Raw genomic sequence first — 23,651 nt, 5'->3', positions numbered from 1 at the left:
GTCCTTGCCGCGCCGGCTGGAGAGCATCCGGGCGTTGCCCGCCGCGACCGCCCGGGAGAGCGTGACCAGGCAGAGCACCGCGAGCGGCACGGCGGGCACCGCGACCGCGGCCGAGGCGCCGCCGGCCGCACCGGCCAGCACCGCGCCGGTCACCAGCACCAGGCTGATCAGCGGCCCGGGCCCGACCAGCGCGGCCAGCAGCGAACCGCGCAGCAGCGGGCCGGGCCGCAGCGGCAGCATGGTCAGCCGGGTCGGGTCGGCGCTCTCGTCGCTGGAGAAGAGGAACAGCGGCAGCGCGGCCCAGCCCAGGGTCAGCACGCCGGCCAGCATCACGCCGGCGTCCCCGGAGCCCGGGTAGCGCCCGTTCAACGCGGCCATGGCGACGGCGATGCCGGCCGCGAAGGCCAGGCCGACGACGCCGCCGATCACGTAGACGGTGGTCCGGCCGGGGCTGCGCCGCAGCCCGTTGCGCAGCAGCCGCAGCTTGAGCGCCACCAGGGCGCGGACCACCGTCCGCCCGTCGGGCACGGGGGGAGCGCTCACCGTCCGCCCGCCGGACACCGGAGCCGTGCTCACCGGGCGCCCCCGGCCTGCCCGCCGCCGAGCCAGCCGAGCGCCTGCCCGTCGTCCTCGCGCACGCCGATCAGCTCCAGGAAGGCCTCGTGCAGGCTGCGCCCGCCCCGGACGGAGTCCAGCGGGCCCTGGGCGATCACCCGGCCGGCGTTGACCACCGCGACCCAGTCGCAGAGCTGTTCGACCAGCTCCATCACGTGGCTGGAGAAGACCACCGTGGACCCGGCCGCCGCGTACCGCTTGAGCACGCCGCGGATGGTCTGGGCGGAGACCGGGTCGACGCCCTCGAAGGGCTCGTCCAGGAACAGCACGTCCGGGTTGTGCAGCAGCGCGGCGGCCAGGCCGATCTTCTTGCGCATGCCGGTGGAGTAGTCGGCGACCAGCTTGTCGGCGTCCCGGCCGAGGTCCAGGACGGCCAGCAGCTCCTCGGCCCGCCGGTCCACCTCGGCGCCGGGCAGGCCGCGCAGCCGCCCGGTGTACTGGAGCAGCTCGCGCCCGCTGAGCCGCTCGAACATCCGCAGGCCCTCGGGCAGGATGCCGATCCGGGCCTTGACCGTGACCGGGTCCGCCCAGACGTCGTGGCCGTGCACCAGGACGGTGCCCTGGTCGGGCCGGAGCAGCCCGGTGACCATCGACAGCGTGGTGGTCTTGCCGGCGCCGTTCGGCCCGACCAGGCCGATGAACGCCCCGGCCGGCAGCTCCAGGCTCAGCCCGGCCACGGCGGCCTGGGCGCCGAAGTGCTTCCAGAGCCCCTGGATGCTGACGGCGGACGGGGTTCCCGGCCCGGGGAGGTCGGAGGACGGCGGCGCTGACGCCTGCATGGCGGCCTTCTCTGCTCGTGGTGGTGGAGATCGCGGTGGTGGGACGTGTCGCCCGGGGCCAGCCTGGCACTGCTCGAACAGGCTGTCGCCCGAATTGAGCATTCCCCGAGCTTGTCGTTCGAACGGGTGAGGCGCGCCGTTCGGCACCCGCTTCCCGGCGGCGACTGGGCCGATTTCGCAACTACTCGGTCCGGTCGTTCGTCCTGCACTATGAGTGAGCAGTGACGTGCGCGGGGGTGCCGCGCTACCGGGAGGTGGGCGGATGTCCGTACAACCATGGGGCGAGCCCGGTTCCGGCTACCCGCCGGGCAAGCGGCCGGCGGGTGGCTGGCAGCCGGCGCCGGCGCCCGCGGCGACGCCGCAGGCCGCGATGCGGGCGGGCCACGCGGACCGGGACCGGACGATCGACGTGCTCAAGGCCGCGTTCGCCGAGGGACGGCTCTCGGTCCAGGAGTACGAGCAGCGCCACGAGGCGGTGGCCGCGGCGCAGACGTACGGCCAGCTGGCCGCGCTGGTGGCCGACCTGCCCTCCGGGCCGATGACGGCGCCGGTGGCCGCCGCCGCGCCCGTTCCGGCCACCTTCCTGGCCGTCCCGCCACCGGCCCCGGCCCGCCAGACCAACGTGCTCGCCGTGGTCTCCCTGGTGGCCGGCCTGATCGGCCTCTCCGCCCCGGCCGTGATCACCGGCCACATCGCCCGGGCGGAGATCCGCCGCCGCGACATGGACGGCGACTGGGCGGCCGTCCTCGGCCTGGTCGTGGGCTACCTGGGCTGCGCGTTCTGGACCCTGCTGATCCTCGTCGGCATCGCCTGAGCCGCGCGCACCCCGGCGCGCGCGGCGGCCCCGCCCCCGGCCCGGTTCCCGGTGCCCGGGAAGTACGCTATGGACCTCGGTGATCCCGCTGGGTACCGTCTGAACCTGCTGGGTACCGTCTCCGTCCGCGGCGGACCGCACCAACCCTGTCGGGCTCACGGGCCGCCATCGGGAGGGCGCCATTAGTCCCTCAGGGCTCGGTTCGGTACGGTCTTCTCGTCCATGGCTGACCGCTGCCTGCTACATCTCGTCGATGTGAGCACCCACCATGCCCGGCCGTGGGTGCCGCACGCCGAGTTCGGACCGACCCCGAAGGCCCATTTCCAGATGATGATCACTGCCGTCAAGAGCATCGCCGAGCGGCTTGCGTCCTCGCCCCGGCGGCTGTGGGCGGTCGCGTTCGCGATCCTGTTCGCGCTGAGCGCTTCCTGGTCGCTGGCGACTCCGATCGGCGGCTCGCCGGACGAACCCGCGCACCTCATCCGGGCGGGCGCGGTCGCCCGGGGCCAGATCAACGGTGTGGAGGTCATGACCCCGCACACGGTCGGCGGGATCAAGGGCTACTGGGCCGAGAGCGGGGTGGAGCTCCCGCGGATCTACGAGGACGTGGCGGACACCCACTCGTGCTACGCCTTCAAGCCGTGGCAGTCGGCCGACTGCGCCCCCACGATCAAGGAGCGCTCCGGGACGGCCCAGGTGACCACGTCGGCGGGCCGCTACCACCCGGCGTACTACTTCGCCATCGGCTGGCCCAGCCTGCTGCTCCCGGGCAAGACGGCCTTCTACCTGATGCGCCTGATCTCGGCCGCGATCTGCGCCGCCCTGGTGGCGAGCGCGGTGGTCTCGGCGGCGGAGTGGCGCCGGCGCTCCCTCGGCGTCCTCGGGGTGGTGGCGGCCGCCACCCCGATGTCGCTGTTCATGTTCGGTGTGGTCAACCCGAGCGGCCCGGAGATCGCCGCGGGCATCCTGGTCTGGAGCGCCGCCGTGGCGCTGCTGATGAACCCGGACCCCCAGCTCCTGAGCCGCCGCGTCGCCCGGCTCGGCATCGGTGCGATCGTGCTGATCAGCATCCGGCCGTTGGGCCTGATCTGGTTCAGCGGGGCGGTCTTCTTCGCCCTGCTGCTGCTCGGGCGCAAGGACGTGCTGGGTTCGATCCTGCGCCACCGGGCGACCTGGGCCTGGAGCGCTCTGACCGCGGTCTCGGCCGTGGTGGCCCTCGTCTGGTCCTCGACCCACCCGGACCACTCGACCATCAGCGCCCCGAGCAACTTCACTCCGCTGTCCGCGGCCCGGCAGACCTTCGACAACGGCCTGCTGTACATGAAGCAGATGATCGGCTACTTCGGCTGGCTGGACGCCGAACCCCCGGCCGCGACGCTGCTGCTGTGGTGCGGTGTGGCGATCGTCATGGTGCTGCTCGCGCTCTGCTACGCGCGGCTCAGGGACGCCCTGGCCGTGCTGGGGATCCTGGTCGGCATCGTGGCGATACCGCTGGTGGCCCAGGCCATGCAGGCCCGGGAGGTTGGCATGATCTGGCAGGGCCGCTACCTGCTGCCGTTCGCCGTCGGGCTGCCGATCGTGTGCGCGGCGATCTGCCACGAGCGGCTGCCGTGGGGCGGTTTCGCCTGGCGTCGGCTGATGGTGCTCTGCTCCCTCGCGCTGGCCGTGGCCGACTTCGCGGCGTTCGTCTGGGCGCTGCGCCGCGTGACGGTCGGCACCGGCGGGTCGTTCTTCATCACCCCGGCCCACTGGGCCCCGCCGTTCGTGGGCTGGCAGCCCTGCGTGCTGCTGTACGGGGTGGCCGTGGCGGCGCTGGGGCTGCTCGTCGCCCTGTCGGACCGCAAGGAGACCGACCGGGAGCAGGACGGGTCGTCGTCGGCCGGGGCGTCCGGGGACGGCGCCGACGACGGGAACACCCCGCTCGCCGCCGTCCGCGCACAGGCGTAAGGTTTCGCCGTGCGGGGGGTTCTCGGCCATGGTATGGGCGTCGCCCGAGTCGGTTCCCGTCCCGTTTCCGGGCCAAGCCCCGCGACCTGCGGCGTTGCATTTGTTTTGACCGCGCCCGATGCGCTAGGTACGCTCTGACCTTGTGCCTGGGGTGTCCCCGGGTCCTTGTGCGTGCATGCACACCGGTCGCCGCGCCGAGCCGGAGCGCTTCCCAGCGCGCCGCGCGTAGAGCGCCGTCGCTGTACATCAGCCATGGGATTCCGTGTCGTAACAAGCCCAACACACCCGACCGCGTGGGTCGACCACGGGGCCGTGTGCGAGGGAGACACCGCAGGTTAGTTCCACCAAGCCTTGGCACACAGAAAACGGAGAAACGGTGCCTACGATCCAGCAGCTGGTCCGAAAGGGCCGGCAGGACAAGGTCGAGAAGAACAAGACTCCCGCGCTGAAGGGCTCCCCGCAGCGCCGTGGGGTCTGCACGCGTGTGTACACGACCACCCCGAAGAAGCCGAACTCGGCTCTCCGCAAGGTCGCCCGTGTGCGCCTCACCAGCGGGATCGAGGTCACCGCTTACATCCCGGGCGAGGGCCACAACCTGCAGGAGCACTCCATCGTGCTGGTGCGCGGTGGTCGTGTGAAGGACCTTCCTGGTGTCCGCTACAAGATCATCCGCGGTTCGCTCGACACCCAGGGTGTCAAGAACCGCAAGCAGGCCCGCAGCCGCTACGGCGCCAAGAAGGAGAAGTAAGAATGCCTCGTAAGGGCCCCGCCCCGAAGCGCCCGGTCATCATCGACCCGGTTTACGGCTCCCCGGTCGTCACCCAGCTGGTCAACAAGATCCTGCTGCACGGCAAGCGCTCCACCGCCGAGCGGATCGTCTACGGCGCCCTCGAGGGCGTCCGCGACAAGACCGGCTCGGACCCGGTCGTGACGCTGAAGCGCGCGCTGGAGAACGTCAAGCCGGCCCTCGAGGTCAAGTCCCGCCGTGTCGGTGGCGCGACCTACCAGGTTCCGGTCGAGGTCCGTCCGGGCCGCGCCAGCACCCTGGCGCTGCGCTGGATGGTCGGTTACTCCCGCGCCCGTCGCGAGAAGACCATGACCGAGCGCCTGATGAACGAGATCCTCGACGCCAGCAACGGCCTGGGCGCTTCCGTGAAGCGTCGCGAGGACACCCACAAGATGGCCGAGTCCAACAAGGCCTTCGCGCACTACCGCTGGTAGTCCGTACCCCGTCACTAGACAGAGAGAGAACGAGCCACCATGGCTGCAACCTCCCTTGACCTCGCCAGGGTCCGCAACATCGGGATCATGGCGCACATCGACGCGGGCAAGACCACCACCACCGAGCGGATCCTGTTCTACACCGGTGTCTCGTACAAGATCGGTGAGGTCCACGATGGCGCTGCCACCATGGACTGGATGGAGCAGGAGCAGGAGCGCGGCATCACGATCACGTCGGCCGCGACGACCTGTCACTGGACGGTCGACGGCGTCGACAACACCATCAACATCATCGACACCCCGGGTCACGTCGACTTCACCGTCGAGGTGGAGCGTTCGCTGCGCGTCCTCGACGGTGCCGTGACGGTGTTCGACGGTGTCGCCGGTGTCGAGCCCCAGTCCGAGACCGTGTGGCGGCAGGCTGACCGCTACGGCGTCCCGCGCATCTGCTTCATCAACAAGCTGGACCGCACGGGCGCGAACTTCTTCTTCTGCGTGCAGACCATCGTGGACCGCCTCGGCGCCACCCCGCTGGTCATGCAGCTCCCGATCGGTGCCGAGTCGGACTTCCAGGGCGTTGTCGACCTGGTCCGCATGAAGGCGCTGGTCTGGTCCGCCGAGGCCGCCAAGGGCGAGATGTACGACATCGTCGACATCCCGGCCGACCTGCAGGAGCAGGCCGACGAGTACCGCGAGGCGCTCATCGACACGGTCTCGAACGTCAGCGACGAGATCATGGAGCTCGCCCTCGAGGGCGAGGAGATCCCGGTCGAGCTGCTGCAGGACGCGATCCGCAAGGGCACCCTGAACTCGGACTTCACCCCGATCTTCTGCGGTACCGCCTTCAAGAACAAGGGCGTCCAGCCCCTGCTCGACGCGGTCGTCAAGTACCTGCCGTCCCCGCTGGACATCGAGTCCATCGAGGGCACCAAGCCGGGCGACGACACCGTCAAGATCTCCCGCAAGGCCTCGGACGACGAGCCGCTCGCCGCGCTCGCGTTCAAGATCATGTCGGACCCGCACCTCGGCAAGCTCACCTTCGTCCGGGTCTACTCGGGCCGCCTGGAGTCCGGCACCTCGGTGCTGAACGCCGTCAAGGGCAAGAAGGAGCGCATCGGCAAGATCTACCGCATGCACGCGAACAAGCGTGAGGAGATCGACTCGGTGGGCGCCGGCGACATCATCGCCGTCATGGGCCTGAAGCAGACCACCACCGGTGAGACGCTGTCCGACGAGAAGAACCCGGTCATCCTGGAGTCCATGGACTTCCCGGCCCCGGTCATCCGCGTCGCGATCGAGCCCAAGTCCAAGGGTGACCAGGAGAAGCTGGGTGTCGCCATCCAGCGTCTCGCCGAGGAGGACCCGTCCTTCCAGGTCAACACGGACGAGGAGACCGGCCAGACCATCATCGCGGGTATGGGCGAGCTGCACCTCGAGGTGCTGGTCGACCGCATGCGCCGTGAGTTCAAGGTCGAGGCCAACGTCGGCAAGCCGCAGGTCGCGTACCGCGAGACCATCCGCCAGGCGGTCGAGCGCATCGACTACACCCACAAGAAGCAGACCGGTGGTTCCGGTCAGTTCGCCAAGGTGCAGATCGCGATCGAGCCGCTCGAGCAGGCCGAGGGCTACGAGTTCGTCAACCTGGTCACCGGTGGCCGCGTTCCGCGCGAGTACATCCCGTCGGTCGACGCCGGTTGCCAGGAGGCCATGGAGTTCGGTGTGCTCGCCGGCTACCCGCTGCAGGGTGTCCGCGTGAAGCTGCTGGACGGCCAGTCGCACGACGTCGACTCCTCCGAGCTCGCGTTCAAGATCGCCGGTTCGATGGCGTTCAAGGAAGGCGCGCGGAAGGCCAAGCCGGTCCTCCTCGAGCCGATGATGGCCGTCGAGGTCACCACGCCCGAGGACTACATGGGCGACGTGATCGGCGACATCAACTCTCGCCGTGGCCAGATCCGGTCCATGGACGAGCGTCACGGTGCCCGCGTCGTCACGGCGCTGGTGCCCCTCTCCGAGATGTTCGGCTACGTCGGTGACCTGCGCAGCAAGACCTCTGGTCGCGCGAGCTACTCGATGCAGTTCGACTCGTACGCCGAGGTTCCGAAGAACGTGGCGGACGACATCATCGCCAAGGCCAAGGGCGAGTGACGTCCCGATAATCGGGACGATTGCGAAGCCTTAGGCTATTAGGAGGCAATCCGGGAGGATCCGGTCGGATCCTCCCGGGGCCTCCGGCCCCCCCACCAGCGGGACGGCACGGGATGTCCTCCGGACAACCCGCACCAAAACCGATTTCAGACCAACTGGCGTCAGCACGGCGTACAGGAACTGTCCTCAGGAGGACTCAGTGGCGAAGGCGAAGTTCGAGCGGACGAAGCCCCACGTCAACATCGGCACCATCGGTCACATCGACCACGGCAAGACCACGCTGACCGCGGCCATCACCAAGGTGCTGCACGACGCGTACCCGGAGATCAACCCCTTCACGCCGTTCGACCAGATCGACAAGGCGCCGGAGGAGCGGCAGCGCGGTATCACCATCTCCATCGCGCACGTCGAGTACCAGACCGAGGCGCGCCACTACGCCCACGTCGACTGCCCGGGTCACGCCGACTACATCAAGAACATGATCACCGGTGCCGCCCAGATGGACGGCGCCATCCTCGTGGTCGCCGCCACCGACGGCCCGATGCCGCAGACCAAGGAGCACGTCCTCCTGGCCCGCCAGGTCGGCGTTCCGTACATCGTCGTCGCCCTGAACAAGGCCGACATGGTGGACGACGAGGAGATCCTGGAGCTCGTCGAGCTCGAGGTCCGCGAGCTGCTCTCCGAGTACGAGTTCCCGGGCGACGACCTGCCGGTCGTCCGCGTCTCCGCGCTGAAGGCGCTGGAGGGCGACAAGGAGTGGGGCGAGAAGCTCCTCGGCCTGATGCACGCCGTCGACGAGGCCATCCCGACCCCGGCCCGCGCCGTGGACCAGCCGTTCCTGATGCCGATCGAGGACGTCTTCACGATCACCGGTCGTGGCACCGTCGTCACCGGTCGTATCGAGCGCGGTATCCTCAAGGTCAACGAGACTGTCGACATCATCGGCATCAAGGAGACCAAGACCACCACCACGGTCACCGGCATCGAGATGTTCCGCAAGCTGCTCGACGAGGGCCAGGCCGGTGAGAACGTCGGTCTGCTGCTCCGCGGCATCAAGCGCGAGGACGTCGAGCGCGGCCAGGTCATCATCAAGCCGGGTTCGGTTACCCCGCACACCGACTTCGAGGCCCAGGCCTACATCCTGTCGAAGGACGAGGGTGGCCGCCACACCCCGTTCTTCAACAACTACCGCCCGCAGTTCTACTTCCGTACCACGGACGTGACCGGCGTCGTGACCCTCCCCGAGGGCACCGAGATGGTCATGCCGGGCGACAACACCGCCATGACCGTCGCGCTGATCCAGCCCGTCGCCATGGAGGAGGGCCTGAAGTTCGCCATCCGTGAGGGTGGCCGCACCGTCGGCGCCGGCCAGGTCACCAAGATCGTCAAGTAATCTGACGCTCTGACCTGCCTGCCTCGTACAGGCTCGGTCCGAAGGGCCCCGCGCACCTCGGTGAGCGGGGCCCTTCGGCGTGTCGGGATGTCGATTCGGCGGCGATCGGGTAACAGGTCCGTTGAGGAAGCGCTCAGAGCAGACTGCTATCCTGCCGCTCATTGGCTCTCCCTCGCCTCCGTCCGCGATGCTCCGGGTGCGGAGGGAGAAAGGTTCCGGCCGGTGGGGGCGACCCGGCGGTCCATGCCTCCCAACCGCTTTCGGATCACATGGGGACAGGCGAAGAAGGATGCTCAACGCAGGAGACCAGGGAGTCGGGTCGGCCGTGGAGCCGGCTCCGTTGTTGTCGGTCGTCATGCCGATCTACAACGAGCAGGAGGCGCTGCCGCTGACCGTGCGGCGCCTGCGCCCGATCCTCGACGGGCTGGGGATCACGTACGAAGTGGTCGGCATCGACGACGGAAGCACGGACGCCACCCCGGTACTGATGCAGAAGATCCGCCAGGACTGGCCGGAGTTCCGGATCGTCCGCTTCGCCCGCAACTCGGGGCACCAGGCCGCGCTCACGGCCGGCATCCACCGCGCCTTCGGCGACTACGTCGTCTCCATCGACGCCGACCTCCAGGACCCGCCGGAGAAGATCCCCGAGATGCTCTCGCTCGCGCGGGACCGGGGCCTCGACGTGGTCTACGGCGTGCGCGGCGACCGCGGCACGGACACGGTCTTCAAGCGCCGCACGGCCGGCGCGTACTACTGGCTGATGCGCAAGCTCGTCGGCAAGAAGATGCCGAACCAGGCCGGCGACTTCCGCCTGCTCAGCCGTGCCGCGGTGGACGCGCTCAAGGCGATGCCCGAGCACCAGCCGGTCTACCGGCTGCTGGTGCCGTGGCTCGGCTTCCCGAGCGGCGAGGTCGTCTACGTGCGCGAGGAGCGGGTGGCCGGCTCGACCCACTACCCGCTGTCCAAGATGCTCCGGCTGGCCGTGGACAGCGTCACGAACTTCTCGGCGAGCCCGCTGCGGCTCGCCACCTGGCTCGGCCTGACGAGCTTCCTGCTCTGCTTCGCCCTCGGTGTCTACACCGTGGTCGCGTACGCGCTCGACAAGACCGTCCCCGGCTGGTCCTCGCTGTTCATGGGCATGCTGTTCCTCGGCGCCGTCCAGCTCGTCTGCATGGGCCTGTTGGGCGAGTACGTCGGTCGCATCTACTCGGCGGCCCAGGCCCGGCCGGCCTACTTCGTCGGCTACGACTCGGCGGAGGGGCCCGACCCCGCGACGACTCGTCGCAGCGCCTCCTACACGGGCTGACCCGGCGTCGTTCCGCCGCCGGTCGACGGACCGCCGCCGGCCTCCGCCAGGCTGCCGTGCTGCGAGCTGCGAGCTCGGACGAGAGAACGGACACCATGCACACGAACAGCACCGCGACCGGAGCGGCCGAAGCCACCGGAGGACGTCCGGGGGTTCCGGCGCCGTCCGGCGGGCCGTCCGGCGGCGTGGCGTCCGGGGGCTCCGGGGCCCACGCCTTCTGGCGGTTCCTGCCCGCCGTCTCGGCGTACCTGCTCCTGGTGGGGCTGCTGCTGGCCGCGGACACCCGGGCGGGTGACATCGCCCGGTACTCCTTCTACGCGGCCTGGGGCGTGGTGCTCCCCGGCACGCTGGTCTTCCGGGCCCTGCGCCGGCGTCCGCACACCCTGCTGGAGGACCTCGCCTTCGGCGCGGTGACCGGGCTGGTGCTGGAACTGGTGGCCTGGGCGGTCCTCGTCCGTTCGGGCCTCCAGTCGGTGGCCGTCGCCTGGCCGCTCGCGGTGGTGGTCCCGTTCGCGCTCGTCCCGGGGCTGCGCCGGCACTGGCGCTCCGGCGGCCACCGGCGGCCGTCCCTCGGCTGGTCCTGGTCGATGGCCGCGGTGGTGGGCCTGACCGGCCTGTACTACTACCAGGTCTTCCTGTCGAAGTTCCCGGTCCTGGCGACGGACGAGAAGTCGCGGCTGTTCGGCGACATGCCGTACATGCTGTCGCTGGCGGCCAACGCCAAGCAGCACGTGCCGCTGACCCTGCCGCAGGCGGCGGGGGAGCCGCTGCACTACCACTGGTTCACGTTCTCGCACATGGCGATGACCGACATGGTCGGCCACATCGACCTGCCGGTGGTCGAGACCAGGCTGCTCGTCCCCGCGTTCGCCGCGCTCAGCGTGCTGATCATGGCCGTGGTGGCCCAGCGGATCACCGGTCGGGCGTGGGCCGGCCCGCTGGCCGCGGTGCTGCTGTTCGCGGTCGGGGAGTTCACCGCGGTCTACCCGAACGACGTGACGACCTGGACCTTCGGTGCGCCGGCCGTCCGGCTGATGTCCTGGTCGAGCATGTCGCTGGCCTACAGCCAGCCGCTGCTGATCGCGCTGACCGGCGTGGTCGCCGACGGCCTCCGCCGGGTCGGCGGTCCGGCCGGCGAGGACGGGCCGTCCCGGGCGCCGGAGTTCGGGCGGGGGGTCTTCGTCCTGACGGCGATGTTCGCGACCGCCTCCAGCGCGGCCAAGGCGAGCACCCTCCCGGTGGCCCTCGCGGGCCTGGCCGTGGCCGGCCTGGCGGTCCTGATCAGGACCCGGCGCATCCCGTGGACGGTCGTCGGGCTGGGGGCGGTCATCGCGGGCGCCCAGCTCTTCGCCACGGCGGTGATCTTCGACTTCGAGAGCTACGGCCTGGAGGTCATCCCGTTCGGCAACATCCAGAAGTACTGGGCCGAACCGCTGGAGGGCAGGCCGGTCCTGCTCCAGAGCGGTCTGGTCGCGGCCGTCCTGATCGCCTTCTTCCTGAACCACCAGATCAAGCTCCTGGGCGCGGTGCCGCTGCTGTGGCGGCGCCGGCTCCGGCTGGACGCCGCGCAGTGGTTCCTGCTCGGCGCGGTGGTCGCCGGACCGGCGGCCTACCTGATGGTCAACGGCTACAACGCCAGCTACTTCACCATCTCCGCGATGCCCTTCGGGGCGGTGCTGTCCGCCTGGGGGTACTGCGAGGCCTTCGAGCGGGCCGCGCTGCCGCGGGCCGGGAAGGCCGCCCTGGCCGTCGGCACGCTGGCCCTGACCGGGCTGCTCACCTGGCTCTCGTACCGGTACTCGGCGGACCTGGTGGCCTTCCTGGGCGAGCACACCGGGGACGGCACCGCCACCGAGGCGTACACGCCGCTGCTGCCGGCGCTGAGCGTGGCCGCCGCGTTCGCGGTGCTGGCGCTCGTCCTGGGGCTGCTCTGGCGGCTGCTCTCCCGGGCGGCGCGGGGCCTGCGGCGCCGGGGCGGGGTCGTCCTGCTCACCGCCGGGCTGACGCTCGGCACCCCGAGCCTCGCCCTCGACGCCGTCCAGGCCCAGCAGTTCCTGTGGGACGCCAGCTGGGTGATGCCGGCGAGCCAGGTGGACGCCGCGCGCTGGATCCGCTCGCACAGCGCGCCCTCGGACATCCTGGCGACGAACAGCCACTGCTGGCAGTTCGAGGACTACGCGGACGGCCTGCCGTGCGCCAACTACCGTTCGCACTGGCTCAGCGGCTACTCGGAGCGCTCGGTGCTGATCGAGGGCTGGGCGTACGCGCCGAGGCTGATGGCCGACGCGAACGGGGCCGCCTCCTCCGGTTCGCCGTTCTGGGACACCGCGCTGTTCAATCTCAACGAGGCCGCGTTCTACGCACCGACGCCGGACGTCCTGAGCCGGCTGCACCGCGATCACAAGGTCCGCTACCTGGTGGTCCAGCGGAAGGCGGGCGTCGAGTCGCCGCAGCTCAGGAGCCTCGCCAAGCAGGTGTTCGACAACGGCCGGGTGGCCGTGTACGAGCTCACCTGACCCGACGAACGAAGCAGTGGGCAATCCATGGTCTCCACCGAGAAAGCGCCGACGCAGACGCCGGCACCCGGCGGCCCGGCGGCCGCTCCGGCGGCCGGCAGCGCCAAGCGGCAGCTCCCGTCGTTCCTGGTGATCGGCGTGCTCAGCACGCTCTTCTACCTCGGCCTGTACGTGGTGGCCCGCCACGTCGTCGACCGGCAGGCGGCCAACCTGATCGCCCTGGCGGTGAGCGCGGTCGCCAACACCGCCGCCAACCGGCGCTTCACCTTCGGCATCACCGGCTCGGAGGGCGCGGTGCGCCACCAACTCCAGGGCGCCGTCGCCTTCTTGATCGGTCTGGGGCTGAGCAGCGGCGCGCTCGCGCTGCTCGCCCTGCTCGCGCCGGACGCTTCGCGGGTGGTCGAGGTCGCCGGCCTGGTCGTGGCCAACGGCCTCGCCACGGTGGCCCGGTTCGTCCTTCTCAAGGTGTGGGTCTTCAGGGCCCGTTGAGGTCGGACGGGGCCACCGCGGGCCGGCGCCGGAGGGTCCGTGCGGTCAGGGCGCGGGGACGGCGGTCCGGGCGGGCTCCCCGACCGGCTCGGCCTGGCCGGGGGCCGCGGCCCGGCGGGCCCGCCGGGCGGCCAGGGCGCGCACCGGGCGGGGGGTCCAGTCCTTCGCCCTCAGCGCGGGCTTCTCCACCAGGTACCAGGAGAGCGCGGCGAGGACGACCGTCCCGGCGAGGGACAGCGGGAGGTAGACCCGCATGCCGTGGGCGTTCCACCCGAGCGCGGCGACGACCTGTTCCACGGTGAAGCCGTACACGTAGATGCCGTACGAGAAGTCCCGCTTGACGCCGATCCGCTGGAACGGCCTGGGCAGCCGGACGGCCAGCCAGAAGAGCAGGTACGCGAAGGCCGGGTAGCCGAACGCGAACAGCCCGCCGTAGCGCAGGCTGGCGACGAGCACGACGACCGACAGCAGCGCGAGCCCGGCGTTGATCGGGACCCGCTCCTTGTACAGCTGCACCGTGGCGCCGAGCAGGAAGACGAACGTCAGGTAGACGAAGTACTGCAGGTAGACCTGGCCGAAGACCGGCACGTGGAGGTAGTGGCCCATGCTCGTCGGGACGTTGACCGCACCGGGGGTCGTCCGCCAGTCCTCGAAGATCAGGATCCAGCCGACCAGGGTCAGCAGCGGCACCGTCTTCTTGGCGCGCAGCAGCACGCCGCCGGCGGCCAGCAGGCCCATCATGACGTAGCAGAGCATCTCGTAGTCGAGCGACCAGAGGGAGCCGTTGATCCCGGGGTCGTGGTTGGTGCCGGCCTTCACGCCGGCGTCGATCACGTCCGAGATGTCGAACCCGGTGGAGAGCGAGGCGTTCCAGGCGCCCGCCAGGTAGTTCAGCGGGCCGTCCGGGTGCGACCAGTAGCCGCTGAGCGAGTGGTGGGTCCGGTAGTACAGGGCGGGGGCCACCAGCAGGACGCAGACCAGCAGCGACGCCCAGAGCCCGGGCAGGATGCGCAGGGCGCGGTGCCAGGAGTACCGGCCGGCCGTGCTGCGCACGGCACTTCCGGTGATCATGAACCCGGACAGTGCGAAGAAGCCGACCACCGCGAGTCGGCCGAGGTCGATCTGGCCACCGCTGAACTGGGAGAGCGGAGCGGGCCGGCCGAACCCGAGCGGGTAGGCATGGGAGTAGACGACGGCTACCGCGAGGGTCGTCCGGATCGCGCCGAAGCTGTTCACCCGGCCGGACAGACTGCCTCCCCTCAGCCACGAGGGGCGTCGGGTGTCGACGCCCCCGCGTATGCCGTGTGAGGGTCCCGCATGGTGGGTCATGGTCCGTCCGATCCGGCCGGCTGGGGAGCGGCCTGGGAATGGGCCTGGGATGGGGGCAGGAAAGGCGACTGAGGGGACGGTGTCCTGCGCTCGTCCCCTCAGCCGGTCGGGCTCCGCTACTGCTGCTTCAGCGAGTCCGTGTAGGCCTTGCAGGCCTGGTAGTCCGGCAGCAGGCCGGTGGCGAGGGCCTCCGAGAGGGAGGGCGCCACCGCGTCGCGGGCCGAGAGCTGCGGGGTGTCGGTGGGCCACTCGATGCCGAGCTCCGGGTCCAGCGGGTGCACGCCGTGCTCGCCGGTCGGGTTGTACGTCGCCGAGCAGAGGTAGGTCAGCGTGGCGTCGTCGGTGAGGGCGCAGAAGCCGTGGCCGAGGCCCTCCGGGATGTAGACGGCCTTGCGCTCGGTGTCGTCCAGCCGGACGAACTCCCACGTGCCGAAGTTCGGCGAGCCGACCCGCAGGTCGACGATGACGTCCAGCACCGCACCGCGGGTGCAGGCCACGTACTTGGCCTGGCCGGGCGGGACGTCGGCGAAGTGGATGCCGCGGACGACGTCCTTGGCGGAGAGCGACAGGTTGGCCTGCGCCAGGTTCAGCGGGTGGCCGACGACCTCGGCGAGGCGGTCGAAGCGGTACCACTCGGTGAAGTGGCCGCGGGGGTCGCCGTGCACCTGCGGGGTGATCTCGAAGGCGCCCTCGATGGAGAGCTCGCGGAACTTCACCGGGCGGCCTCCTCGTCGAGCAGGTCCACCAGGTACTGGCCGTAGCCGCTCTTCAGCAGCGGCTCGGCGAGCTCGCGCAGCTGGGCGTCGTCGATCAGCCCGGCCCGCCAGACGGCCTCCTCGATGCAGCCGATCTTGAAGCCCTGGCGCTCCTCGATGACCCGGACGAACTCCGAGGCCTGGACCATCGACACGAACGTGCCGGTGTCCAGCCACGCGGTGCCGCGGTCGAGGATCGTCACGTGCAGGTCGCCGGTCCGCAGGTAGGCGTCGTTGACGGCGGTGATCTCCAGCTCGCCGCGGGCGCTCGGCTGCAGGTTGCGGGCGATCTCGACGACCCGGTTGTCGTAGAAGTACAGGCCGGGGACGGCGTAACGGGACTTGGGCTCGGCCGGCTTCTCCTCGATGGAGAGGACCTGGCCGTTCTCGTCGAACTCGACCACGCCGTACGCGGTCGGGTCGGCCACCGGGTAGGCGAAGACCCGGCCGCCCTTGATGTCGGAGTGCTCGGTGAGCCGGGTGCCCAGGCCGCTGCCGTGGAAGATGTTGTCGCCGAGGATCAGGGCCACCGGCTCGTCACCGATGAAGTCCGCGCCGAGCACGAAGGCCTGGGCGATGCCCTCGGGCTTCTCCTGGACGGCGTACTGGAGCTTCAGGCCGAACTGGGAACCGTCGCCCAGCAGCCGTTCGAACTGGTCCCGGTCGTTCGGGGTGGTGATGATCAGGATTTCGCTTATCCCGGCCATCACGAGGGTCGAGAGGGGGTAGTAGATCATCGGCTTGTCGAAGACCGGGAGGAGCTGCTTCGACACCGCACGGGTCAGCGGCCACAGCCGCGAGCCGGTGCCGCCGGCCAGGAGGATTCCACGCATGGGTGCACCCTATTCGAGATCCGCGAACGCGGGAGGGGCCGGGTCGGGAGGGTGTTCGGGCGGCGGTAGACTACGCGCATTATGCGCATCCTCGTGACCGGCGGCGCCGGATTCATCGGTTCGGAGTTCGTCCGTCAGCTCCTCGGAGCTGACGAGAATGCCCGGATCACGGTCTTTGACAAGCTCACCTACTCGGGTGTCCTGGAGAACCTCGCTCCGGTGGCGAACCACCCGGGCTACGCCTTCGTCCAGGGCGACATCTGCGACACGGACGCCGTCGACCAGGTCATGCCGGGTCACGACGTGGTGGTGCACTTCGCCGCCGAGTCCCACGTGGACCGTTCGATCGCCGGCGCGGGCCCGTTCGTGCTGACCAACGTCGTGGGCACCCAGGTCCTGCTCGACGCCGCGCGCAAGCACGGTGTCGGCCGCTTCGTCCACATCTCCACCGACGAGGTGTACGGCTCGATCAGCGAGGGCTCCTGGACCGAGACCTGGCCGCTGCAGCCGAACTCCCCGTACTCGGCCTCCAAGGCCTCCTCCGACCTGCTGGCGCTGGCCTACCACCGCACCCACGGCATGGACGTCGTGGTGACCCGCTGCTCCAACAACTACGGGCACTACCAGTTCCCGGAGAAGGTCATCCCGCTGTTCACCACCAACCTGATCGACGGCAAGAAGGTGCCGCTGTACGGCGACGGTGGCAACGTCCGCGACTGGCTGCACGTCTCGGACCACTGCCGGGGCATCGAGCTGGTCATGCGCGGCGGCCGGGCCGGCGAGGTCTACAACATCGGCGGCGGCACCGAGGCGACCAACAAGGAGCTGACCGGCCTGCTGCTGGAGGCGGCCGGCGCGGGCTGGGACATGGTCGAGCACGTCGCGGACCGCAAGGGCCACGACCTCCGCTACTCCATCGACATCAGCAAGATCCGCGAGGAGCTCGGCTACGAGCCGCAGGTCCGCTTCGAGGACGGCCTCGCCGCGACCATCGCGTGGTACCGCGAGAACCGCGCCTGGTGGGAGCCGCTGAAGCAGAAGGCGGCCCTGGCCAAGTGACCGCGAACGCCGCCGCGCCCGTGCGCTGGCTGGTCACCGGCGCGGCCGGGATGCTCGGGCAGGACCTGCTGTCGGTGCTGGGCGCCGACGCGACCGCCGAGATCACCGCGCTGCGCCGGGCGGACCTCGACATCACCGACGCGGCGGCCGTCCAGGCCGCCGTCGAGGGCCACGACATCGTGGTCAACTGCGCCGCGTGGACGAACGTCGACGCCGCGGAGACCGAGGAGGACGCCGCCACCGCCGTCAACGGCACCGGGGTGCGTCTCCTGGCCGCGGCCTGCGCCAAGAGCGGCGCGCGGCTGCTGCACGTCTCCACCGACTACGTCCTGCCGGGCGACGCCACCGAGCCCTGCCCGGAGGACGCCCCGACCGCGCCGGTGAACGCGTACGGCCGCAGCAAGCTGGTGGGGGAGCGGGCGGTCGCCGAGCTGCTCCCCGAGCACGGCTACGTCGTGCGCACCGCCTGGCTGTACGGCGAGCACGGCCCGAACTTCGTGGCCACCATGCTCAAGCTCGCCGCCCAGCGGGACACCCTGGACGTGGTGGACGACCAGCACGGCCAGCCGACCTGGTCGTACGCGCTGGCCGGCCGCCTGGTCGAGCTCGGCCGGGCCGCGCTCGCCGGGCAGGCCCCGGCCGGGGTCTACCACGGCACCGCGAGCGGCCGCACCACCTGGTGCGGGCTGGCCCGCGAGACCTACGCGCTGAGCGGGCTGGACCCGGAGCGGATCCGCCCGACCACGTCGGAGGCCTTCGTCCGCCCGGCCGCCCGCCCGGCCTTCAGCGTGCTGGCCCACGACCGCTGGGCCGCCGCCGGACTGGCGCCGCTGCCCGAGTGGCGGGCCATGCTGGCCGAGGCCCTGGCCCGGCCCGTCTTCGCCGAACTGGCCGCCACGGCCCGGACCACGGAGAGCGAAAGACCTCAGTGAAGAACGCACTGACGAAGGTGGCTGCCGCGCTACCGCCGGGAACCCTGGCGGTGGCCGGCGGCACCGTCGTACTGGGGGCCGCCTCCTACATCCATCTCGGGGTGGCGGGCCACAGCCTGTCCGTCGACGACATGGCGAACGTCTCGCTGCTGTGGACGATCGTGATGTCCGTCGGCATCGGCGTCTTCTTCCCGATCGAGCAGGAACTCACCCGGATCGTCGCGGCGCGCGCGGCCCTCGGCCACGGCGCCGCGCCGGTGCTGCGCCGGGCGGCCCTGCTCACCGGCGGGATCCTCGCGGCGACCCTGGCCGTCCTCGGCGCCGCCTCCGGCCCGATCGCCCGTTCGATGTTCCACGGCGACCGCTCGCTGGTGCTGGCGCTCGGCGGGGCCTTCACCGGCATGGCCGTCTGCTACCTCACCCGCGGCGTGCTGGCCGGCCTCGGCCGCTTCGGCGCGTACGGCACCCAGCTCGGCCTGGACGGCGGCCTGCGCATCGGCCTGGCCTTCGCCTGCGGCCTGGCCGGGGTGCACTCGGCGCTCGCGTTCAGCCTGATCCTGGCCGTCGCGCCGATCCTCGCCACGATCGTCACGCTGCCGCCGCTGCTGCGCGCGGTGAAGCCCGGCGAGCAGATCGCCTGGTCCGAACTCTGCTCCGGGCTGGGCCTGTTGATCTGCTCGACGCTGCTCTCGCAGGTCGTGGTGAACGCGGCCGTGGTGAGCACCAAGCTGCTCGCGCCCACCGACTCCGCGCTGATCGCCGCGCTGCTCAACGCGCTGGTGCTGGCCCGGGTGCCGCTGTTCGTCTTCGGTTCGCTCCAGGCCTCGCTGCTGAACGGCCTCTCCGCCGCGATCGCGGTCGGGGACCGGGCCGCCTTCACCGGGATGCTGAAGAAGATCGGCGTCGTGGTGGGCGCGCTCGGCGTGCTCGGCGGGATCCCGGCGGTCGCCCTCGGCCCGTGGCTGATCCAGGTGCTCTTCGGCGCCAAGCCGGTGCTCGGCTGCCTCGACTTCTTCTGGATGTCCGCCGGGACCGTGGCGTACATGTTCGCGATGGTGCTCGGCCAGGCGCTGATGGTATTCAAGCGGCACAACCTTCAGCTGCTCTGCTGGGCGGTCGGCACCGCGGTCCTCGCCGGGGTGACCTTCCTCCCGGGCGAGGTGTCCACCCGGGTGGTCGTTGCGTACACGGCGGGTTCCGTGGCCACCGTCCTCGGTATGCTGGCAGGTCTGAGGCAGAGTTTCGCCCGTTCGGCGACGAATTCCGCAGGCCTCGCCCAGCAGTCGGGGGACCCGAACGCCGCGGTGTTGAGCAGCCGGACGGCCGGTGACTGACCGTGTCCGCCCCTCATCTTCAGATCGCCACGCAGCAGCGCGGGCCAGACCCCATTCATGGAGCCTCCATGTCCCAGTACGACGATGTTTGGCTGGTGATCCCGGCCTACAACGAGGGCCAGGTGATCGCCGACGTTGTGGAGGGGGCGCGAAAGACGTTCCCGAACATCGTGGTGGTCGATGACGGCAGCGGCGACGACTCGGCCAAGCACATCATGGAGACGGGCGCGCACCTGGTGCGCCACCCGGTCAACCTCGGTCAGGGTGCCGCCCTCCAGACCGGCCTCGCCTACGCCCTGGCCCAGCCGGGCGCCAAGTACTTCGCCACCTTCGACGCGGACGGCCAGCACCAGACCGCCGACGTCGAGAAGATGGTCGCCCTGCTCCGGGAAGGCGACACGGACGTCGTCCTCGGCTCGCGCTTCATCGAGCAGAACGGGCAGGTGCCGTGGATCAAGCGGGTCGTCCTGCGCACCGCGGCGACCGTCAGCCCGACCGCTCGCAAGCTCAAGCTGACCGACGCCCACAACGGCCTGCGCGTGATGAACCGCGAGGCCGCCGGCCGGCTGCGGATCACCATGAACGGCATGGCGCACGCGTCGGAGATCGTCAGCTTCCTCGCCGGCTCGGACCTCCGGGTCGCCGAGCTCCCGGTGGACATCCTGTACACCGACTACTCACGCGCCAAGGGTCAGTCCCTGATCAACGGCGTCAACATCATCTTCGACATCTCGCTGCGGGAGCGTAGCCGCCGATGAAATTCTTCTGGATCCAGCTGGTTCTCATTCTCGGCTCGGTCACTCTCGCCTTCATGTTCATCCGGCGTTGGGACCGTGCCAACACCCGCGCCTGGAAGCGCATCGCGTTCTCGGTCTTCGTGCTCGTGAACATCTACGCGGTGCTGCGTCCCACCGACGTGACCTGGCTGGCCCACCAGCTCGGCGTCGGCCGCGGCACCGACCTGGTGCTGTACGTGATGGTGCTGGCGATGGGCTTCCTGACCCTGAACACCTTCCTGCGCTTCCGCTCGCTGGAGAAGAAGCTCACCGACCTGGCGCGCACCGTGGCGATCAACGAGGGCGCCCGCCTGAACGAGGAGCGCTTCGACCTGGACCTGCCGATCTCGGCGCCGGTCGACCGCAGCAAGGCCTGATCCCGTGGCGACCTTCGAGTTCATGCTGCCGTACTACGGCGACGTGGCACTGATGCAGGCCGCGGTGCGGAGCATCCTCGCGCAGACCGACCGGGACTTCCGGCTGACCGTCATCGACGACGGCCAGGAGCCGGACGTCCCGGGCTGGTTCGCCTCGCTCGGCGACGACCGGGTGAGCTACCTGCGCAACGAGCGGAACCTCGGCATCACCAAGAACTTCCAGAAGTGCGTGGAGCTGTCCACGGCCGACCACGTGGTCATCATGGGCTGCGACGACCTGCTGCACCCGCACTACCTGGAGACCGTCCGGGCGATCGTCAAGGACAATCCGGACCTGGGCATGGTCCAGCCGGGTGTCGAGGTGATCGACGGCAACGGTGACGTGAGCCGTGCGGGCCTGGCGGACAACGTCAAGGAGAAGATCTACGCGCCGACCGTCAAGGGCCGGCGGCTGATGGGCGGCGAGGAGCTGGCCGCGAGCGTGCTGCGCGGCAACTGGCTCTACTTCCCGTCGATCTGCTGGCGGGGCGAGGCGCTGCGCGCGGTCAACTTCCGCGACGAGTACTCGGTGATCCAGGACCTGGCCCTGGTCGTCGACCTGCTGGAGCTCGGCGAGCAGATGATGGTGGACAACACCACCGTCGTCTTCCAGTACCGCCGGCACGCCGTCAGCGAGTCCTCGGTGCAGGCCTTCTCCGGCACCCGGTTCACCGAGGCGGAGCGGTACTTCAACGCGGTGGCCGAGCGGATGGACGCCCGCGGCTGGCCGAAGGCCGCCCGTGCGGCCCGGTTCCGCAGCGCCTCCCGGCTGCACGCGCTGACCATGCTGCCGGGCGCGCTGAAGCGCGGCCAGCGGGCCGGCGCCAAGGTCCTGGTCCGCCACGCGCTGACCGGCGGCGAGCGGCACTGACACCGCGCGAGCCCTGATACGGCACTGGGCCGGTAGTCCGAACTCGGACTACCGGCCCAGTGCCGTTCAACGTTCGGTGAGGGTCACCCGGGCAGGTCCGCGGAGAACCCGGGGAGCAGCTCGTCCTTGCGCGGGTACGGGTTGACCTTCGGGCAGATCAGCTTCCCGAGGTCGACCTTCGGGTCCGCCGGGTTCAGGAGGTCCGGGGCCGGGACGCACTTGGGCGCGTAGGGGGAGCAGTGCCCCTTGGTGTCGGCGGTGGTCTGCGAGATCCAGGCCAGCATGCCGGTGCCCTCGTGCGGGTCGGGCATGTACTTGCTGGCGGTGGCGGAGCCGGCCATGCCGAAGAGCAGGCCCAGCGCGCAGAGGGCGCCGATGGCCACGCCGCGCGGGTTGAGGCGCAGCGGGAGCCGGCGGCCGGTCTCCTCGGCGGTCCCGGCGGCGGAGGCCGGAGCGGTGTTCCGGCGGCGGGCGATCAGGTAGCAGGCCAGGCCGACCAGGACCAGCAGGCAGTACAGCAGCTGCGCGCTGGTGCGCGGGTAGAGCATGACGGCCTGGTCGCGCTCCATGTGGGAGGCGTACCAGTAGCGCATCAGCAGGGCGCTCGCCGTGCAGGCGGCGGCGGTCAGGACGACGGCCCGGCCGATCCCGAGGGCCAGCGCCACGCCGAGGCCGACCAGCAGCAGGATCGTGAAGAGGCCGACCCCGCCGAGCTCGCCCGGGATCGGCCAGCTGCTCTGGCCGTCGGTGCCGGGGAGGTCGTCGCGCCACATCGCGAAGTAGGTGGGCTCGGTGTACGTGTCGAAGTAGCAGTAGCGGTCGACCGTGCTGCCGGCGGACCCGAGCAGCCGGGTCAGGTAGAGGGCCGAGACCACCAGGAAGACGCCGCCGGCGGCGCCGATCGCGGACAGGGCGTTCAGCAGGCCGCGGGTCCCGCCGGCGCGGCGGGCACGCAGCAGCAGCACCACGGTGAGCACCACCACGCCGGCGGCGGACCACACGAACCAGCCGGAGTAGAGGTTGAACAGCAGCCCGATCCCGAGGCCGAGCACGGCGCCGCGGACGGCGGCGGTGCGGCGCGGGAGCTCCGGGGCGCGCTGGAGGAGCCGCATCAGCTTCGCCAGCACGGGGAGGAAGGCGACCAGCACGAAGGTGGTGTACGGCTTGTACGGCTGCGCCATCGGCAGCGCGGCGGTGACGCCGATCCCGAGCGCCCAGAGCGGGGGCAGCAGCAGCCGCCAGGACAGGTAGGCGAGCGGGCCGAGCAGCGCGACGAACACCAGCTCGACGAGCTTGAGCGCGTGGCCGACGTCTCCGTTGGTGACCTGTTCGGCGACGAAGGCGACGATGTGCGGGAACATCGGCGGGTAGGCGCCGTCGAGCGGCTTGCCGTCCATCAGCGCGGAGACCCACGCCTGGAGGTTGCCGGAGTCACCCGACCGGGCGTAGAGCGGCCAGTCGGTGCCGCGCAGCGCGAGCGAGACGCCGGCCGCCAGGACACCGGAGGAGAGGCCCGCGACCGCGGCCGCGGCGAACCGCACCGGGACGTCCGCCCAGCGGCGCATCGCCGGCACCAGGACCAGGACGACGACGCCGAGCAGCAGCAGGAGCCGGAGCTGCAGCGCGGCGAGGCCGCTGACCTGGCCGATCCTCGACATGGGGTTCAGCTCGATGGACGTGGCCAGGCCCGTCATGAGCAGGGCCGCCGCGACCGCGGTCAGGATCTCCGCGGTCCAGAGGACGGCCGGGAGGCGCAGCGCGGCTGCCCGTCTCTTGCGCTTGGACGGTATGCCCTCTTGCCTGCCCGAGGCCGGGGCGGGCTGCACGCTCGTCGTCACTGTTCGGTCCTTCTGCTCTTCCGCAGCGATGAGGTGCGGAGGCGGTGTGTGGTTTCGGTGCCGGACACCGCGATTCTGCCAGTAGCCCGGGCGGGGGATCAGCAGGGGCCGAACCACCCTGCCCCAGTGGGCCGTTGCCGTCCACGGGGGAGGAGCGCGTTGGCTCCGGCCGATCGCCGCGTGGCACACTGCCGATGCGCTTCGACGAGTGGTGGCAGGAACCCGTGGCGCGACGTCCGGAGCCCCACGACGAGATCGTCAGTCCACAACAAGTAGGGAAGTG

Annotated in this window: 20 protein-coding genes and 1 pseudogene; 15 read left to right on the top strand and 6 right to left on the bottom strand. The window is 70.7% G+C overall.

Going from position 1 to position 23,651, the window contains the following annotated elements:
• A pseudogene (locus tag ABZW03_RS07240) lies at positions 1-543 on the bottom strand (transporter); the annotation flags it as partial.
• A gap of 29 nt (positions 544-572) precedes the next feature.
• Positions 573-1,394, bottom strand: coding sequence for an ABC transporter ATP-binding protein (locus tag ABZW03_RS07235; RefSeq protein ID WP_355253450.1), 822 nt, complete (start codon positions 1,392-1,394; stop codon positions 573-575).
• Positions 1,395-1,656: 262 nt separating this feature from the next.
• Here ABZW03_RS07235 and ABZW03_RS07230 point away from each other — a divergent pair, with 262 nt between their 5' ends.
• From ABZW03_RS07230 to ABZW03_RS07190, 9 genes are all read left to right on the top strand, one after another.
• A complete protein-coding gene (locus tag ABZW03_RS07230) occupies positions 1,657-2,208 on the top strand; it encodes a DUF1707 and DUF4190 domain-containing protein (protein WP_355253448.1) in 552 nt (183 codons plus the stop codon).
• 222 nt (positions 2,209-2,430) lie between these two features.
• On the top strand, positions 2,431-4,155 hold the full coding sequence (locus tag ABZW03_RS07225) for a DUF2142 domain-containing protein (RefSeq protein ID WP_355253446.1): 1,725 nt from the start codon (positions 2,431-2,433) through the stop codon (positions 4,153-4,155).
• A gap of 376 nt (positions 4,156-4,531) precedes the next feature.
• A complete protein-coding gene (gene rpsL / locus ABZW03_RS07220) occupies positions 4,532-4,903 on the top strand; it encodes a 30S ribosomal protein S12 (RefSeq protein ID WP_014144289.1) in 372 nt (123 codons plus the stop codon).
• A 2-nt stretch (positions 4,904-4,905) separates the two neighbouring features.
• A complete protein-coding gene (rpsG, locus tag ABZW03_RS07215; RefSeq protein WP_030232420.1) occupies positions 4,906-5,376 on the top strand; it encodes a 30S ribosomal protein S7 in 471 nt (156 codons plus the stop codon).
• Between the two features lie 39 nt (positions 5,377-5,415).
• Positions 5,416-7,521, top strand: coding sequence for an elongation factor G (gene fusA / locus ABZW03_RS07210; RefSeq protein ID WP_355253443.1), 2,106 nt, complete (start codon positions 5,416-5,418; stop codon positions 7,519-7,521).
• A 199-nt stretch (positions 7,522-7,720) separates the two neighbouring features.
• On the top strand, positions 7,721-8,914 hold the full coding sequence (gene tuf, locus ABZW03_RS07205; protein WP_355253441.1) for an elongation factor Tu: 1,194 nt from the start codon (positions 7,721-7,723) through the stop codon (positions 8,912-8,914).
• A 355-nt stretch (positions 8,915-9,269) separates the two neighbouring features.
• Complete coding sequence (locus ABZW03_RS07200) at positions 9,270-10,220, top strand: glycosyltransferase family 2 protein (protein ID WP_355253439.1); 951 nt, start codon at positions 9,270-9,272, stop codon at positions 10,218-10,220.
• A gap of 95 nt (positions 10,221-10,315) precedes the next feature.
• Complete coding sequence (locus tag ABZW03_RS07195; RefSeq protein WP_355253437.1) at positions 10,316-12,736, top strand: hypothetical protein; 2,421 nt, start codon at positions 10,316-10,318, stop codon at positions 12,734-12,736.
• Between the two features lie 27 nt (positions 12,737-12,763).
• A complete protein-coding gene (locus ABZW03_RS07190; protein WP_355253436.1) occupies positions 12,764-13,225 on the top strand; it encodes a GtrA family protein in 462 nt (153 codons plus the stop codon).
• A 45-nt stretch (positions 13,226-13,270) separates the two neighbouring features.
• Here ABZW03_RS07190 and ABZW03_RS07185 read toward each other — a convergent pair whose 3' ends face one another.
• The 3 genes from ABZW03_RS07185 to rfbA all read right to left on the bottom strand — a co-directional run bounded on the left by ABZW03_RS07185 (position 13,271) and on the right by rfbA (position 16,142).
• Positions 13,271-14,461: an acyltransferase gene (locus ABZW03_RS07185; protein ID WP_355253434.1), complete on the bottom strand. Its 1,191-nt coding sequence runs from the start codon at positions 14,459-14,461 to the stop codon at positions 13,271-13,273.
• Positions 14,462-14,670: 209 nt separating this feature from the next.
• Positions 14,671-15,270, bottom strand: a complete 600-nt coding sequence (locus ABZW03_RS07180; RefSeq protein WP_355253432.1) for a dTDP-4-dehydrorhamnose 3,5-epimerase family protein — start codon at positions 15,268-15,270, stop codon at positions 14,671-14,673.
• The gene (gene rfbA / locus ABZW03_RS07175; RefSeq protein WP_355253430.1) at positions 15,267-16,142 is read right to left on the bottom strand and encodes a glucose-1-phosphate thymidylyltransferase RfbA; all 876 of its coding nucleotides are present in this window, start codon (positions 16,140-16,142) and stop codon (positions 15,267-15,269) included. The genes ABZW03_RS07180 and rfbA overlap by 4 nt, the downstream gene beginning before the upstream one ends.
• Positions 16,143-16,223: 81 nt before the next feature.
• Between rfbA and rfbB the strand changes: the two genes are divergently transcribed.
• The 6 genes from rfbB (at position 16,224) to ABZW03_RS07145 (ending at position 21,530) form a co-directional block, all read left to right on the top strand.
• Positions 16,224-17,201, top strand: a complete 978-nt coding sequence (rfbB, locus tag ABZW03_RS07170; RefSeq protein ID WP_355253428.1) for a dTDP-glucose 4,6-dehydratase — start codon at positions 16,224-16,226, stop codon at positions 17,199-17,201.
• A complete protein-coding gene (rfbD, locus tag ABZW03_RS07165) occupies positions 17,198-18,133 on the top strand; it encodes a dTDP-4-dehydrorhamnose reductase (protein WP_355253426.1) in 936 nt (311 codons plus the stop codon). Before rfbB ends, rfbD begins: the two co-directional genes overlap by 4 nt.
• A 17-nt stretch (positions 18,134-18,150) precedes the next feature.
• A complete protein-coding gene (locus ABZW03_RS07160) occupies positions 18,151-19,467 on the top strand; it encodes a hypothetical protein (protein WP_355253424.1) in 1,317 nt (438 codons plus the stop codon).
• Between the two features lie 68 nt (positions 19,468-19,535).
• Complete coding sequence (locus ABZW03_RS07155; protein WP_355253422.1) at positions 19,536-20,225, top strand: glycosyltransferase family 2 protein; 690 nt, start codon at positions 19,536-19,538, stop codon at positions 20,223-20,225.
• Positions 20,222-20,620, top strand: coding sequence for a DUF2304 domain-containing protein (locus tag ABZW03_RS07150; RefSeq protein WP_355253420.1), 399 nt, complete (start codon positions 20,222-20,224; stop codon positions 20,618-20,620). The genes ABZW03_RS07155 and ABZW03_RS07150 overlap by 4 nt, the downstream gene beginning before the upstream one ends.
• Before the next feature lie 4 nt (positions 20,621-20,624).
• Entirely contained in the window at positions 20,625-21,530 is a 906-nt protein-coding gene (locus ABZW03_RS07145) for a glycosyltransferase (protein WP_355253418.1), read from the top strand.
• An 83-nt stretch (positions 21,531-21,613) separates the two neighbouring features.
• Here the strand turns inward: ABZW03_RS07145 and ABZW03_RS07140 are convergent, their stop codons facing one another.
• Entirely contained in the window at positions 21,614-23,368 is a 1,755-nt protein-coding gene (locus ABZW03_RS07140) for a hypothetical protein (protein WP_355253416.1), read from the bottom strand.
• Between the last annotated feature and the right edge of the window lie 283 nt (positions 23,369-23,651).

This window comes from Kitasatospora sp. NPDC004799 (genome assembly GCF_040609095.1).
In the GTDB taxonomy this organism is placed as follows: Bacteria; Actinomycetota; Actinomycetes; order Streptomycetales; family Streptomycetaceae; genus Kitasatospora.
Note: the sequence above shows the minus strand (reverse complement) of the source record. Positions and strands in the feature narration are given on the sequence as shown.